At 41.3% G+C, this 13,987-nt stretch carries 15 protein-coding genes and 1 pseudogene; 8 read left to right on the forward strand and 8 right to left on the reverse strand.

The genetic code is table 11. The features are described 5' to 3' along the window. Nucleotides 1–226 precede the first annotated feature (226 nt). On the reverse strand, nucleotides 227–1,318 hold the full coding sequence (gene mraY / locus V7K49_RS00360) for a phospho-N-acetylmuramoyl-pentapeptide-transferase (protein WP_335204066.1): 1,092 nt from the start codon (nucleotides 1,316–1,318) through the stop codon (nucleotides 227–229). 79 nt (nucleotides 1,319–1,397) lie between these two features. Then, nucleotides 1,398–1,633 (reverse strand): annotated as a pseudogene (locus V7K49_RS00365) (DUF3134 domain-containing protein). Nucleotides 1,634–1,875: 242 nt separating this feature from the next. On the opposite strand from V7K49_RS00365, the gene V7K49_RS00370 reads away from it, so the two are divergent. From V7K49_RS00370 to V7K49_RS00385, 4 genes are all read left to right on the forward strand, one after another. Continuing rightward, entirely contained in the window at nucleotides 1,876–2,460 is a 585-nt protein-coding gene (locus V7K49_RS00370; RefSeq protein ID WP_335071644.1) for a PAP/fibrillin family protein, read from the forward strand. Between the two features lie 346 nt (nucleotides 2,461–2,806). Next, complete coding sequence (locus V7K49_RS00375) at nucleotides 2,807–3,022, forward strand: photosystem I reaction center subunit IV (RefSeq protein ID WP_094332781.1); 216 nt, start codon at nucleotides 2,807–2,809, stop codon at nucleotides 3,020–3,022. A 253-nt stretch (nucleotides 3,023–3,275) separates the two neighbouring features. Continuing rightward, entirely contained in the window at nucleotides 3,276–4,151 is an 876-nt protein-coding gene (locus V7K49_RS00380; protein ID WP_335204067.1) for a DNA-formamidopyrimidine glycosylase, read from the forward strand. A gap of 86 nt (nucleotides 4,152–4,237) precedes the next feature. After that, nucleotides 4,238–4,453, forward strand: coding sequence for an NAD(P)H-quinone oxidoreductase subunit O (locus V7K49_RS00385; protein WP_298918180.1), 216 nt, complete (start codon nucleotides 4,238–4,240; stop codon nucleotides 4,451–4,453). Between the two features lie 372 nt (nucleotides 4,454–4,825). Here the strand turns inward: V7K49_RS00385 and V7K49_RS00390 are convergent, their stop codons facing one another. The 3 genes from V7K49_RS00390 to V7K49_RS00400 all read right to left on the reverse strand — a co-directional run bounded on the left by V7K49_RS00390 (nucleotide 4,826) and on the right by V7K49_RS00400 (nucleotide 6,649). Then, the gene (locus V7K49_RS00390; protein WP_335204068.1) at nucleotides 4,826–5,320 is read right to left on the reverse strand and encodes an NACHT C-terminal helical domain 2-containing protein; all 495 of its coding nucleotides are present in this window, start codon (nucleotides 5,318–5,320) and stop codon (nucleotides 4,826–4,828) included. A gap of 410 nt (nucleotides 5,321–5,730) precedes the next feature. Continuing rightward, entirely contained in the window at nucleotides 5,731–6,060 is a 330-nt protein-coding gene (locus V7K49_RS00395; protein WP_334874090.1) for a translation initiation factor, read from the reverse strand. Nucleotides 6,061–6,154: 94 nt separating this feature from the next. Then, complete coding sequence (locus V7K49_RS00400) at nucleotides 6,155–6,649, reverse strand: hypothetical protein (RefSeq protein ID WP_335204069.1); 495 nt, start codon at nucleotides 6,647–6,649, stop codon at nucleotides 6,155–6,157. 495 nt (nucleotides 6,650–7,144) lie between these two features. Here V7K49_RS00400 and V7K49_RS00405 point away from each other — a divergent pair, with 495 nt between their 5' ends. From V7K49_RS00405 to V7K49_RS00420, 4 genes are read left to right on the forward strand one after another with little or no spacing between them, the layout of a single operon-like run. Next, a complete protein-coding gene (locus tag V7K49_RS00405) occupies nucleotides 7,145–7,756 on the forward strand; it encodes a hypothetical protein (protein WP_442948623.1) in 612 nt (203 codons plus the stop codon). 59 nt (nucleotides 7,757–7,815) lie between these two features. Continuing rightward, entirely contained in the window at nucleotides 7,816–8,445 is a 630-nt protein-coding gene (locus tag V7K49_RS00410; protein WP_335204070.1) for a P-loop NTPase fold protein, read from the forward strand. Between the two features lie 15 nt (nucleotides 8,446–8,460). Next, nucleotides 8,461–9,684, forward strand: coding sequence for a hypothetical protein (locus tag V7K49_RS00415; protein ID WP_335204071.1), 1,224 nt, complete (start codon nucleotides 8,461–8,463; stop codon nucleotides 9,682–9,684). 5 nt (nucleotides 9,685–9,689) lie between these two features. Next, nucleotides 9,690–11,225: a DUF1802 family protein gene (locus V7K49_RS00420; protein WP_335204072.1), complete on the forward strand. Its 1,536-nt coding sequence runs from the start codon at nucleotides 9,690–9,692 to the stop codon at nucleotides 11,223–11,225. 105 nt (nucleotides 11,226–11,330) lie between these two features. On the opposite strand, the gene V7K49_RS00425 is transcribed toward V7K49_RS00420, so the two are convergent. The 3 genes from V7K49_RS00425 to V7K49_RS00435 all read right to left on the reverse strand — a co-directional run bounded on the left by V7K49_RS00425 (nucleotide 11,331) and on the right by V7K49_RS00435 (nucleotide 13,701). Then, complete coding sequence (locus tag V7K49_RS00425) at nucleotides 11,331–12,917, reverse strand: glucose-6-phosphate isomerase (RefSeq protein ID WP_334874081.1); 1,587 nt, start codon at nucleotides 12,915–12,917, stop codon at nucleotides 11,331–11,333. 111 nt (nucleotides 12,918–13,028) lie between these two features. Beyond that, nucleotides 13,029–13,286: a cytotoxic translational repressor of toxin-antitoxin stability system gene (locus V7K49_RS00430; RefSeq protein WP_273763768.1), complete on the reverse strand. Its 258-nt coding sequence runs from the start codon at nucleotides 13,284–13,286 to the stop codon at nucleotides 13,029–13,031. A gap of 217 nt (nucleotides 13,287–13,503) precedes the next feature. Then, a complete protein-coding gene (locus tag V7K49_RS00435; protein WP_334874080.1) occupies nucleotides 13,504–13,701 on the reverse strand; it encodes a hypothetical protein in 198 nt (65 codons plus the stop codon). Between the last annotated feature and the right edge of the window lie 286 nt (nucleotides 13,702–13,987).

The following is a 13,987-nucleotide window of genomic DNA, read 5'->3' on the forward strand; positions in this document are numbered from 1 at the left end:
TAAATAATGGAACGCAAGAATCTTCTCTACGAGAGGCTCCGCCAACAATTCCATTATTCAAAATTGAAACATCGTAAATTCGGTCAAACTTTCCAGCATAGAAATTAGAAACTCATAAATTTACCGTATAAAAAAACAACTCCCTAAAGATGTAGGAGTTGTCATTTTGTATTCGAGCAGTTTTTCAAACGATTCAGAATGGAGCGATGCCTGCGGCGGGCTGCGCCTACGCCAAGCAGATAGCAGCCAATATAGCAGCGATGACATAAAATACTCCAACCACTTGCAATTCTGACCAGCCAGTCAGTTCTAAATGATGGTGTAGGGGTGCCATTTTGAAAAGGCGCTTGCCTTTGCCATCAGGACCCTTAGTGGCTTTGTAATAACTTACCTGTGCCATCACAGAAAGAGTTTCTACGAAGAAGATACCACTGAGAATGAACAGAGCTACTAAGGTGTTTGTCAATAGCCCTACAGCAGCTAAAGCTCCTCCCAGTGCTAAAGAACCAGTATCTCCCATGAAAACGCGGGCTGGGTTACGATTATGGGCTAAGAAACCTAAACACCCACCACTTAAAGCAGCACAGAAAACCATCAACCCAGGTGCTGTAGGTGCAATCAGGGCACCTAATGCCAAAAGTGCGATCGCTACTGTTCCTGCCGCCAAGCCATCAATACCATCTGTTAAATTAGTCGCATTACTTTCTGCAACTAGCACAAAACCTGCTAGAGGCCAAAATAGGAATCCTAAGGGTAGTGTGAAGCTCACCCAAGGCAAAGCAATATTTGTAATATTAGAAGGTTGATTAAACATCAGCCATAGACAAAATACTGCGGCAAAACTCACCTGCAAAGCCAGTTTTAATTGGGGAGATATACCTTTATTTGACTTCCGACGCAGAATTTGCCAGTCGTCAAGCCAGCCAATCAATCCGTAGCTGACTGTCAATGCCGAAACTGCAAGCACGTCTGTAGCAAAGTTAGACAATATGCAGGCAATTATCACACCTATAGGTATAAAAAATATACCGCCCATTGTTGGGGTGCCTGCCTTTTTTAGATGGGCTTGGGGGCCATCTTCGCGAATTATTTGTCCAGTTTTGAGGGCTTGAAGCAGGGGTATTACCCAATAGCCCACAGTACCTGAACCCAGCGCACACAAAAGTAGTGGCAGGGTCAACGACATACTTTGCCAGGGTAGCCGATTGGCCATTGAATCCAAGCAAAATGCTGTTATACCTAGCCCTACGGCTAATAAAGAGGCTAGAGCGATTCCAGAAATATTTAATCCTTGCTCAGGAGATAATTTAGCGTCCACAGAAGTTTCCCTTCACTCCACACTTATAAAACTGAATATCAGGAACTAGGGATACTACCAAGTCCCTAGCCTGAAAAGGCTAATCCTCGGCGATTCCTATATTGTCATCATCATCAAGGTTGTGCCAATTCCATCTTCTACACCCATTAGGGAGTCTATTTCTTCTTCGTCATCTTGAAAATCCGGTTCGTGAACGTCACGCGTTATGATCCGACCATTGGTTTGCAACCAGTTCAACAAAGAGGACTCTTGCTTTAAGGGGATGACATCGGCTCGTTGGTTACGGGGGTCTTCACGTAATGGAGAGTTCAACATATCGAGGAGGACAAGAAAAGGTATACGTAAGTTGACATTTAGAGTCTATCACTTGACACGGATTAATTTAGTTATCTTTTCAACCCTTTAGTTGAGAAATCCGCATTCCGATAGAAATTTTTTATTTAATAGGCATATGGCTTAAGTCAAGCGATTATTAGTAACTTTTATGGCTCTATACATGGGTGATGAATATCTTGTTTATGCTGATGGAAGCTGAGTGATTTTAGAGGTGACAGGCGATGATGGCAAAAGCGGCTCTTATAGATGCGATCGCACTTACTGATCGCGGTTTATTGGCGACCCAAGCACAGAAACAGGCTATCCTAGCTGCGATCGCCAATTTAGAAGACTTTAATCCTACACCCCGTCCGGTGGAAGCTAGTAATTTGCTAGATGGCGATTGGCGATTACTATACACCACTAGCAAGGCTCTTTTAAACTTAGATCGTTTACCTTTTTGCAAACTGGGTCAAATCTATCAGTGTATCCGGGTAGATACTGCGAGTGTTTACAACATAGCTGAGATTTCTGGCTTACCTTATTTGTCAGGATTAGTCAGCGTAGCTGCTAAATTTGAGCCAGTTTCAGATCGGCGTGTCCAAGTGAAATTTGAGCGGTCTATTATCGGCTTACAACGTTTAATAGAATACAATTCTCCGGTAACTTTTATCCAACAAATTGAAGCAGGTAGAAAATTTCCGGCGATTGATTTTGCAATAAAAAGTGATCAACAGCAAGGCTGGTTAGATATCACTTATATAGATAACGATCTGCGGATCGGCAGAGGTAACGAGGGCAGCGTGTTCGTATTGAGTAAAACATAAGTTTGTGCAAAACATACTGTTGCGAACGAAGGTACGCTATAACGTGTACCTTGTCAAGTAGGGTATAATACCATTTGAAATTTGGGATGTGCTAGGAGAGTGGGGAAATCAGGGAGAAAAGGCGACAAGGAGATATATATAACCATGCCCAATCCCCAATACCCAATACAACTCTTGGAGAGGCTGCCCCAACGGCTTCTCTACGAGACGCTCTTGCGTTCGCTCAGTACAAGTGCCTAATTCAGACAAATAACTTAACAAAGACTCTTGCTGCGACCTTCAGGTTGTAGAGTGAAATCAATTAGCCCTCTAGATTGGCGATTGATAACTAAAAGGGAAAATAATCATGGTTCAACGTGGTTCTAAAGTACGTATTCTCCGCCCTGAATCCTACTGGTTTCAGGATCTTGGAACTGTAGCTTCCATTGACCAAAGCGGCATCAAATACCCAGTAATTGTCCGCTTTGACAAGGTAAATTACTCTGGTATCAATACCAACAACTTTGCCCAAGATGAATTAGTGGAGGTTGAAGCTCCAAAGGCTAAACCACCTAAAAAATAAGCAGCAAAGCTACAAGGGGGTTGTTTGATGCGATGATGAAGGGAAATCTGAAGTATGAAGTCTGAAGTGGGAAACTTTCAGTTCATTCATCCTTCATCCTAGCCTACCCTAGTCTCTGAGAAGCCGCCCTGAGGGTATTTACGGTTTCTCTTTGGTAGTACTACGAGCCACTTACAGGTGTGTAAGTTCCTACCCCATCTTTTCTTCCTTGATCTCTCAAGTACATCAAAATTGCCTGCTTAACTCAGCTTGAATGCCTGAACTGCCTGAAGTTGAAACAGTCCGAAGGGGTCTAAATCAATTGACCCTCAACCAAGAAATCACGGGGGGAGATGTGTTGCTCGATCGCACCATCGCCTACCCGTTTTCTGTTGGTGAGTTTGTTGATGGAATTAAAAAGAATGCGATCGCTACTTGGTATCGTCGCGGAAAATATCTCCTCGCCGAACTTGCTCCCTCATCCTCCTCTTCCCCTTCATCAACCGGTTGGCTAGGGGTTCATCTGCGAATGACTGGTCAACTATTATGGCTGCATCGAGATGAACCATTACATAAGCACACGCGGGTGAGATTATTCTTTGGGGAGCAGCAGGAATTGCGTTTTGTTGATCAGCGTACCTTCGGTAAAATTTGGTGGGTTCCGCCTGGTGTTGCTGTAGAAAGCATTATGACTGGTTTGGCAAAACTGGCAGCAGACCCATTTTCGCCCGAATTTACTGTGGAATATCTAGCTCTCAAACTCAAAAACCGCCGCCGTCCGATTAAGACTGCGCTACTCGATCAATCAGTGGTGGCGGGATTAGGTAACATTTATGCCGATGAAGCATTGTTTAAGAGTGGAATTTTACCTGAAACCTTGTGTATAGATTTGCAGCTAAAGCAAATTGAACGTTTACGAACAGCCATAATTCAAGTTTTAGAAACCAGTATTGAAGCTGGTGGTACGACTTTTAGTAATTTCTTAAGTGTTAAGGGTGTCAACGGTAATTATGGTGGTGTTGCCTGGGTTTATAACCGCGCTGGAGAACCCTGTCGAGTTTGTGGCACACCAATTCAACGGATTAGGCTAGCTGGGCGTTCTAGTCACTTTTGCCTACGGTGTCAAACACTACGGGGAGTTAGAAGTTAAGAGTTTGGAGTTAGGAGTTTTTACTTCTAACTCGGAAGTCTCTTAAAATGCAAATGAAACAAGTTACAAATTTGAGAGGGGAACTCATGGCAATTAAAAAAGGAGATATGGTTCGCGCTATCCGCGAGAAACTGGAAAACAGTCTGGAAGCAAAAGCCAGTGATACTCGGTTTCCTTCTTATTTGTTTGAAACCAAGGGCGAAATTGTAGATGTCAAGGGTGATTACGCTCTGATTAAGTTTGGGAAAGTGCCAACACCTAATATTTGGTTACGTGTGGATCAACTCGAAGAGTTTAAATAATTAAACGCCTTGAGACTGAAGTCCTTACAGTTAGCCATATCCTGCCCTGTACTGAAGTACGGCGGCTCAAAGCTACTGTCCACTTAAAGTGGACTGAAGTCTTTGCTTAGAGGATGTTTGTAAAGTTATCAAGTTGTATAAAGATCCCCCTAACCCCCCTTAAAAAGCTACCGTGTTGTATACACAAGTCGAATTACCCCCCTTAATCCCCCCTTATAAAGGGGGGAAATAAGAAATCTTTTTCCCTCCCCTTGACAAGGGGAGGGTTAGGGTGGGGTAAAACTGACGTGAAAAACTAGATGAGTAAGCTATTTCAGACTTGTGTATACACCGTAGCCTTAAAAAGGGGGGAACCGGAAGCAAAGCCCCCAATTAGTCCTGTATAAGAATGTGGCTAACTTCATCTCCAAACAAATGTAGCGGAATCTGTTCCTTTGGCAGCAGTAAATTATCAATCAGTTCTTCTCGCAAACCTTTACTAGTGTAGCTACCTTCTTGAATGCAATCCAACGAAAGATTACTGAGATAAAGGTAGTTATCTAGAGCTTTAGTATCCTCTTCCGAAAATTGCACATCATAACCAATATCTAGCTGTTCAACCATCACATTTTGCAAGTCGTCTGCCCACTTTTGCCATTCTGAGATTGAATTATTATTGGAAGGTTGACGAGATTGTAAAAACTTTAAGGCATCTGCTAAATTAACGTTACTATTTTCTGTGGCGATATTAATTGTTTCCTGTAATTTAGACTCAAGGGTAAAACTCTCATCAACCTCTAAACGTTTTTGAATAAATTTACTAGATTCGTAAATTTTCCAGCTTCTATTAGATGCCTTATCACTAGCAAAATGATGAATAACTGACAAATTGTTCGCAATTAAGTCTTTAAAATTGCTATCTATAATTTTATTACGTTTCTTGTTAAAATCTCTCAGTTTTACAGAAAGACTTTCTGGTAATATCGCGATCTATAAAGTATACATTGAAACGGTAATTAGCGGCAATTAGCGGCAATATTTCAATATTTTAAGTAGTTTTTTAGAGAAAGAAATTAAATATCCTTAGTAATATATTTTACTTAATTTAGCTGGTGTACTGTAACAATCACTTTTTTATAAATAAAAAAAAGGCAATAGCATCAATTACTATTGCCTTTTTTCAAAACTAGTCTGAAAACTTATTACTGCTTGCCTTTTTTCAAAACTAGTCTGAAAATTTATTACTGCTTGCCTTTTTTCAAAACTAGTCTGAGAATTTATTACTGCATCAAGTGTTACTAACGCTTATAATCATCTGCGGGGTCGCCATAGGGGTCTTCGCTGGCTGGGCGGACGTCACCAAACTCGCCTTGGTCTGCGGGGTCACCATAAGGGTCTTCACTAGCTGGGCGAACGTTGCCGTAAGACGAGATATCTGCGGGGTCGCCATAAGGGTCTTGACTGGCTGGAGTAACGTTGCCGTAAGATGCCGCATCTGCGGGGTCGCCGTAAGGGTCTTCGCTGGCTGGACGTACATTGCGATCGCGGAATTCGGCATCTTGGTCAACTTGATCGCTGTTCGACCCTAAAAGCAAATCCTTCGCCTTTCGCAAAAATTCATCTACCATGATCTATCTCCTGATTTTAGTTCGTGTTTCCGACGTGCGCGATCGGCGTTATCCTCCAGGAAACCCGCTTTATGATTTACACACGCTTCGCTATCTAGAGAGCCGGAGCTGCGGATGAAGTGATGCCACTTAGATCGCGACCTGTGGTACTCCCGTTATAGCCTTGGTATTGCCGATACCTTTGTGCCTCAGATTCCGGTACTCGAATTCCTTCTGATGGTGGAGTTACCCAGTGAGGGCGCTTTTCAGCATCGCGGTAGTATACACGCCCATTTTTTGAAAGATAGTACTTACCTTGCGCTCCTTCTTTTGAAGCATTTTTATGCTGGTTGTAAACGTAGTAAAGTGCAGCAGCCCCTGCCAAAAGTGCCACTTTTTGCCCCGTACCCAATCCCTTCTTAGCTTCAGGTTGGTTTGGATTGTTGCGATCGCTCACTGTTCTACCAACACTATCATCAACAGGTGGTGGCACAGAAGCATTTCGGGAACCTCCTCCGCAGCTACTCAGCAAGGGTACTGTTAGCAATGCTGAAAGCAGCACTGCAAATAGACGCGAAACTACTTTACGTTCTTTATATATTGTGTTCATCGGATTTCATCATCACCTGTATTTGCTAAAAGCCTTGCTGTTGCAAAAACAAAGTTGGAATTCCTGTTATTTCCCCTGGAATTGAAAAAACATATACCACTCAATGTACAACTGCACAGCTACAGCATTCAAGTATACATGATCATCGATTTTCTCAAGTATTTCATCCTGCCTTTGGGAGAAACTGCATTCATCCTAAGGAAATATCTTTAGGACTTACGCACAAGAGATCCTCCAACCCCCTTAAAAAGTTGGGTCTTTGGTTCCCTCCTTTTTAAGGGGGGATCGAGGTTTCAGGTTTTCACTGCGTAAGTACTGAATCTTGTTGATTTTTTATTATTCAATTTAGCCCAAACACGGAAATATTCAGCAATTTCTCGGTTATTTTTTCGTAGTAAATAAATTAAAAAGATACAGCCACTTTGATAAAAATTGTAAAAAAATACACTCAATATAACATCAAAAAATACAGTCCAAACTAGAACTCGTCTCCTTTTGGCTTTATGGAATTTGGGAGGAACGCAGCAGGAAGTGAACAAACGTCAACTTCATGACCGAATTGTATCCAAAAAAAATAAGGTATCAGATTATCAGGGCATATTCGAGGAATTACAGACACAGGGAGCGATCGCAATTTCCAAAAAGGGATATTCTCTGACATCTGGCAAGGGTTTAGAAGTATTGGGTGAGGGTTTAAAAAGTTCTGATTTTAAATTTGAAGGGACGATTGTCGGAACTTGGGCGGCGAATGCGTTGGTGAAGTGGATTAGTCAGATTGATGTTGCGGTAAGTGGTGCAGATGTACCAGTTAATGGGAAGAGTGCGATCGCATCTTACGACGAGTTTAAGCCAGTGGCGTTGGAAGTTTACGACAAGTTGAACCAAAATTACAACCTAGATGATCTTGTGCCAATTTATCGTATCAGGAGAGAAATAGGCGATCAGGTCAGTCGTACAGAGTTCAGTGAGTGGCTGTTGAAAATGCAGGAGAAGGATATTTTGCAGCTTCAAGGTGGAAGTTTACCAGACAATGATCCAGTCAAACTTGAAGACTCGGTAACTACTGAAGTCAGTGGACTGCGTTGCTATGCCAAACGTTTAAACTAGTTCACTAATTTTTGCTAATTTTCTGCTAGTCCTCATACACAACTTTTTCCAATAAATCCATGTCTAATGATTTAATTAATGCCATCAACAACCACAACCCATTTAAGGGACGCTTAGTAGTTAAAGATCATAATGTTTGGGGACAAGGTTTTCCCGATGAAGCATCTTTAAATGCTCATGCTTCCAATGCTGTTTATGAGGCAATTGAAGAAGTTCGTAGTGGACAGCAAAAAGTCGTTGGTATTACTATGACAGCAGAAAGGGGGTTAGGAAAAAGCCATGTTATCAGCAGAATTCGTCATCGATTACAGATTGATGGTAGCGCTTTATTCGTTTACATGAGTCAATGTAATAACCTAAACAGGATTAAAGCGGAATTCTTAAACACTCTAGCAAATAGTCTTAAACAAATAGGGAGTAAAAGTGTTAGTCAATGGCAAGAGTTAGCAACAGGTTTAATTAATGAAGCTTTCAACAAAAACTATACATCTCAACAGTTAGTAAATCAATTTCCTGGGGCATTAGCTAAAAATCCCAAAGTAGTTGAAGTTTTGCGAGATAAGGTGCTTAGTATCAAGTCTGATATCCAAAATCCGGATATTCTCACGGCAATTATATGGACACTTTCTCCTGATCCAGCTTATGAATTATTTGCTATTCGGTGGCTGGCTGGTGGTAGCTTGCCATAAACAAAAGCTGATGCGATGGGTTTAGCTAATGTGAGTGAAGATGATCAAGAAGCTGAATCTTTCAATACAGTACGACAAATTCTTGACTTAATTAGCGATTATAAACCAATAGTCGTTTGTTTTGATGAAATGGAAAGTGATCACTGTAATGAAATAGGATATACTGCACGACAAGTTACAGCTATCTTAGCTAAAGACTTATCTGACAAGATTAAACGAGGTGTTTTGCTAACATCCATTTTTCCTGATCATTGGATTCATGAGGTTAAAAAACTATCAAATGCTGATTCAGTTATAGATAGAATTGCTGAACAAGTAATTGATTTAAAATATCTTAATTCGGATGATGTTGTTACTTTAGTTTCTCGATGGCTTGAAGAATTTTATCAAGAGAAAGGCTTAAAAACTCCTCATCCACTTTACCCATTTGATGAAGATAAGCTTAGAGAATTGGGCAAGGAGAAACCGATTGTCAGAAAAGTTTTAAAATGGTGTGCGGAAAATTTTAAACCTTGTATTTCTGGAAAAACCGATCCAGAAGAACATCCAGTAGAACCTGCTTATAAGCAACAAATAGTTGCTTTAGAAACTACTATACAAGATTATATGGAGGATAAAGCAACTCTTACTAAAGCACTCCGATTAGGATTTACTGCCATCAAAGGGGAAGTTTTAGAAAATGTACAAATCGTAGATATTCTTGATGTTAAAGTTAAAGCTGTGGATAGAGGCTACCTTGACTTTAAAATCGTTGGTAAAGAAAACGGTAAAGATGTCAAAATTGTTGTGGCTGTTCTGCAAGAGTCTGGAGGCTTATTCGTGCAAGCTACATTGAAACGATTAATTGAATACAAAAAATTTGATTTCACCCGTGGTTGCCTAGTTCGCTCTAAGCAAATTAATAAAGGTGCTGCTAAAGCACAAGAGTATTTGACTAAACTTTTATCATCAGAGCTAGGTGGTGAATGGGTGTTATTAAAAACTGAAGACATCAAACCACTATTGGCTGTGTATTCTGTCATGAAAGATCGTAAAAATGATGAGTTAAGCGAAGAGCAAATTATAGATTTTATCCGCCAAAAGGGGATAGCAAGTGATAATTATCTCATCCGTGAAATTCTGAGTGATCCATCAGGACAAGTTCCTGAAGATGCTATTGATGAAGAAATTGATAGCAGCAATGTAATTCTAACAAAGGTTGTAGATGCAGTGAGTGTTGGTACAAACGATTTATTTTAGTAATAATGAATACTGCTTTACGTTTACCAGCACCAGAAATTGAGGCATTGTTACATGGAAGAATAGTTGCAGTAATGCCCAATAAATTTATTACTCCGGGGCGAGAATTTGCCCTTTGTCCAGTAGATGGTTCAATTAATGTGTTACCAGTTGAGCAGTACTATCGCTCAAGTTTTTTACCTATTGCCCAAAGTGCATTTACACAGTTAAATGTTCAGGGTGTTTTGATACAACCTCAACAAATGAGTTTACTTTCAGATGAGAAACAGTTAAAACTACCTTTCTTAGCTTATGAAACAGTCTTAATTAAAGCTTGGGGTAGGTGTGAACTGTGCCAAGTTCTGAATAATGCTGAATCATTAACTGCTTTATCACTGCTAACTATTTGGACTACAAAAGGTTTAAAAGAAATACTAAGCCAAAGGCAAAATATTTTTTTGGCATATTTGCGAGTATATCAGTTGCCTAAATCAATTGAAGTCCCGATAAAGTCAAATAGCCAGTTTGTTGCATTACCGCAACCTCTCAATATTTATGAAGCCAAGCCAGTATTAACCGATCGCACCTTCGCCCAACGCAAATACCAATTAGAAAAACTAGAGCCACCGCTACACCCTGAACTTGAAGAATTGCAGAGTGCGATTGCATCCCTAACCATTAGCCAGCCAGCAGCTAAACAATTAGACGACGATATCAAAATATTTCTGGGTTGGAGTAGTGACAAGCTAATTAAGCAACCCGATCCAAATTTAGCTTGGATAAATGATATTGCAAAATTGGGCGATCGCAGCATTGAGCTAGATGAGAAAAAAAGCAACTATCAAGCTGGTACAGATTTTGAAAACATTGCACGTCAAAGTCTGGAGTTTTTAGGCTTCAAAGTTGAAAATGCTTACAAAGGTGGCGCTGGAGGCTTAGATTTATTTTGTTCAAAACCTTACCCTATTGTTTGCGAGTGTAAAGCGGGTAGGCTTATTCCTAGCGGTACAGTTGAGGAATTAATTAAGCTAGGCGGAATGCATTTAGGTGCTGATCAATTTTTGGATTCAGCAAAATTAGTAATTGGGCCAGGTAATCCATCTACGGATCTACTAAAAGCCGCACAAAAATGGAAAGTAAGTATTATTAATGCTATGACTTTACAAAAACTAGTTCAATTCAAAGCAAAATATCCAGGTGCTATTAATTTAATCGAATTACAGCAATATCTAGAACCTGGGCAAATTGACTATAAAATTGATGAATATATCGATAAAGCTGAGAGAGAGATTAAGTTGCGATCGCAGATTATCACAGTAGTCAAAGAACTCTCTGAACAAGATAACCAAAGTTCAAAAGCTACACATCAGAGTTTCACCGTTACAGAAACTCGTGTTTATTATAATGCTACGCATAACCCCAAGCTCAATGATGAAGTCGTTCACGATTTACTGATTGAACTTTCTTCACCTTTAACAGGCTATTTAGGGCGAATAAAAAACAGTGATTGGAAAGGCGATCGCTTTTACTTTCTCCGCGATTTACCTATTAACCAAAAGTGAAGCATCCTAGACGGAAGATATATCTTCTATCTAGGATGCTTCACAATAAAAAATTGTTGATGATACAACAATTATGGACAAAATGTGATATGAGGACTAGAGCTATCAGCTAGCAGAAACGGTCAAACTATCGGGTTTGTGAAGATCACCTTGCAAAACCACACCTCGCTGATTGGCATAGATATGACGCAAAATCTTGTAAATTGCCTCAACTTGATCTGATGCGCCTGCTTTGTTGGCGAGTTCGTCAAGAGAAATGGGAGTTTTTTCTTTTTGTAAGACTGCTACGACTCGTGTTTGCAAGTCGATAATGGTGGCGGCAGCTTTTTTGCCAGCTTCTACACCTGGTTGATGGTAGGCGTTGACGTTGACCAAACTAGCATATAAACCAACAGCACGCTCATACAAAGCAATTAATGCCCCAACAGTTCGGGGGTTAACTTGGGGAATGGTGACTGTAATCGAATCGCGGTGATTTTCATAAAGCGCTTGTCGGGTTCCTTGGAGAAAACCGGAAAGATAATCGCCTGATGTAACTCCTGGATCTATTTCAGTGGATGGGCCCTGACGATCTTCTAATACTTCGATGAAGGTAGCAAAGAAATTCGCCACACCCTCACGTAACTGCTGAACGTAAGCGTGTTGATCTGTTGAGCCTTTGTTGCCATAAACGGCAATGCCTTGATGGACAACATTGCCGTCTAAGTCTTTTTCTTTGCCCAAGGATTCCATCACCAGCTGTTGCAAATAGCGACTGAATAAAAATAAGCTGTCCTTGTAAGGTAGAACAACCATATCTTTTTCGCCCTTTCCATTGCCCGCAAAGTACCAAGACAAAGCAAGCAAGGCTGCTGGGTTATTTTTCACATCTGGGACGCGGGTAGCGTCATCCATTTCTTTTGCGCCATCTAGCATGGCGCGAACATCAATCCCCTGTAATGCCGCTGGTACTAGCCCCACAGCAGACATTTCTGAGGTGCGTCCTCCCACCCAGTCATACATGGGAAATCTGGCCAGCCAACCTTCGTCTTTGGCCAAGTTATCGAGGTTGCTATCAACGCTGGTAATTGCTACCGCATATTGAGCAAATTCCAAATTGTGTCCGGCGTAGGCTTTTTTAACTTCAATCATGCCGTTGCGAGGTTCTGGCGTCCCTCCAGATTTGGAGATCACCAATACCAAAGTGCTGGCGAGGCTATTTCGCACATGATTGAGAACGCTATCGATACCTGCCGGATCGTTGTTATCGATAAAGTGAAGTTTCAGGGGCGGGAAATCAGAAGCGAGGGCTTCAGCGACAAATTGGGGACCGAGAGCGGAACCACCAATTCCAATGGAGATAATATCCGTGAAGCGGCTTGCTCTGGGAGGATGAATAGCACCTGTTTGGACTTTTTCCGCAAAGGCTTCGATTTGTTCTAGGGTTTGGACAATTTCTTGTGTAAGTTCTGGAGCTGGTGCTAAATCAGGATTTCGCAGCCAGTAGTGTCCAACCATGCGCTTCTCGTCAGGATTTGCGATCGCACCCTTCTCGAGTTGAGCCATATCCGCAAACGCCTTGTCAAACTTCGGACGCAATGAATCCACGAAGGCATCATCGAACCGCATTCGACTCACGTCTAAGTACAGTCCCAATCCCTCGTGGAAATATAACCAGTTTTGGTATCGTTGCCAAAGTGCCCTAGCATCCATAGGGAAATCTCAAATAAAGTGTTTTTCAAAACCAGTTTAATGTAAGGTTATAGCGATCCCTGCCTAGCCTTATACAGTTTACAGTTTTAAGTGTTCCCTTGACTCCTATCCTTAAACATCTGGCATGGGCATGACACGCAGAAATTTCACGATTTCACCCCTGATTTCTATACCAATCAGATAATTATCTAGGGTAAAGCGGTGAAAAATGCCTTCACTATCAAGGTGTCGTAGTTCTTTTAGATCACTCAGTTGCCACTTTTGGGCTAACTCAATAAAGACAAAATCATGCACCCGCTCGTAGGCGGCAGGTTCTAAATTCTTCAGGTCTAGTAAAAAAGACCTTGCATAGCGCATTTCCAGACTCACTAGGCGTTACCTTAACCAAAACTTGAGGGACGACACCAAAAGAGGGCTGAGTTGAAAGTGGTGGGTGCTGAGTGAAGAAGCAATACTAAGACTTACACTTGGGCATATGGGTCTAAATCTCTGGCTTTAGCTCTAAATAATAAACAAATTTCTTCCTAACTAATCCCTTAGCTTTAACTATGGGCTACTACTCAGCACTATTAAAAGCGCTACTGAATCAGAAAAACATCAACAGTCGTATCGCTTCTTCATGGGTTAAGATATCCCACGGTTGCTGCGATCGCTTAACTTGTTGTATCGCTTTGAGCATATAAAAGTCACAATGTAAACCTTCGAGAACGTCCCAAATGTCTTGCAAATCCTCATCGGCTAACTGCTCGATTAAGTGATGCATTCTCAGTCGCAGCAAATTCATACGTCAATTATTCCCTACAACCCAAGACCAACAATAAATAGTATTCCCACAAAATTAGCAAAGGTTAACGGCAATGTAGCACTATGCTCAAGCTACGCTAAAATTTATTCGCCTAGTGAAGAGGGCAGAGGAGCAGGGGGCAGGGGGAGCGTCCGCGAACTCAAAAGTTGAGCCTTTGAACCTGAACGTTGAGCCTTTGAACTTGAACGTTCAGCCTTTGAACTTGAACGTTCAGCCTTTGAACTTGAACGTTCAGCCTTTGAACTTGAACGTTCAGCCTTTGAAC

The sequence above is a fragment of the Nostoc sp. genome (assembly GCF_036919675.1).
In the GTDB taxonomy this organism is placed as follows: Bacteria; Cyanobacteriota; Cyanobacteriia; order Cyanobacteriales; family Nostocaceae; genus Nostoc.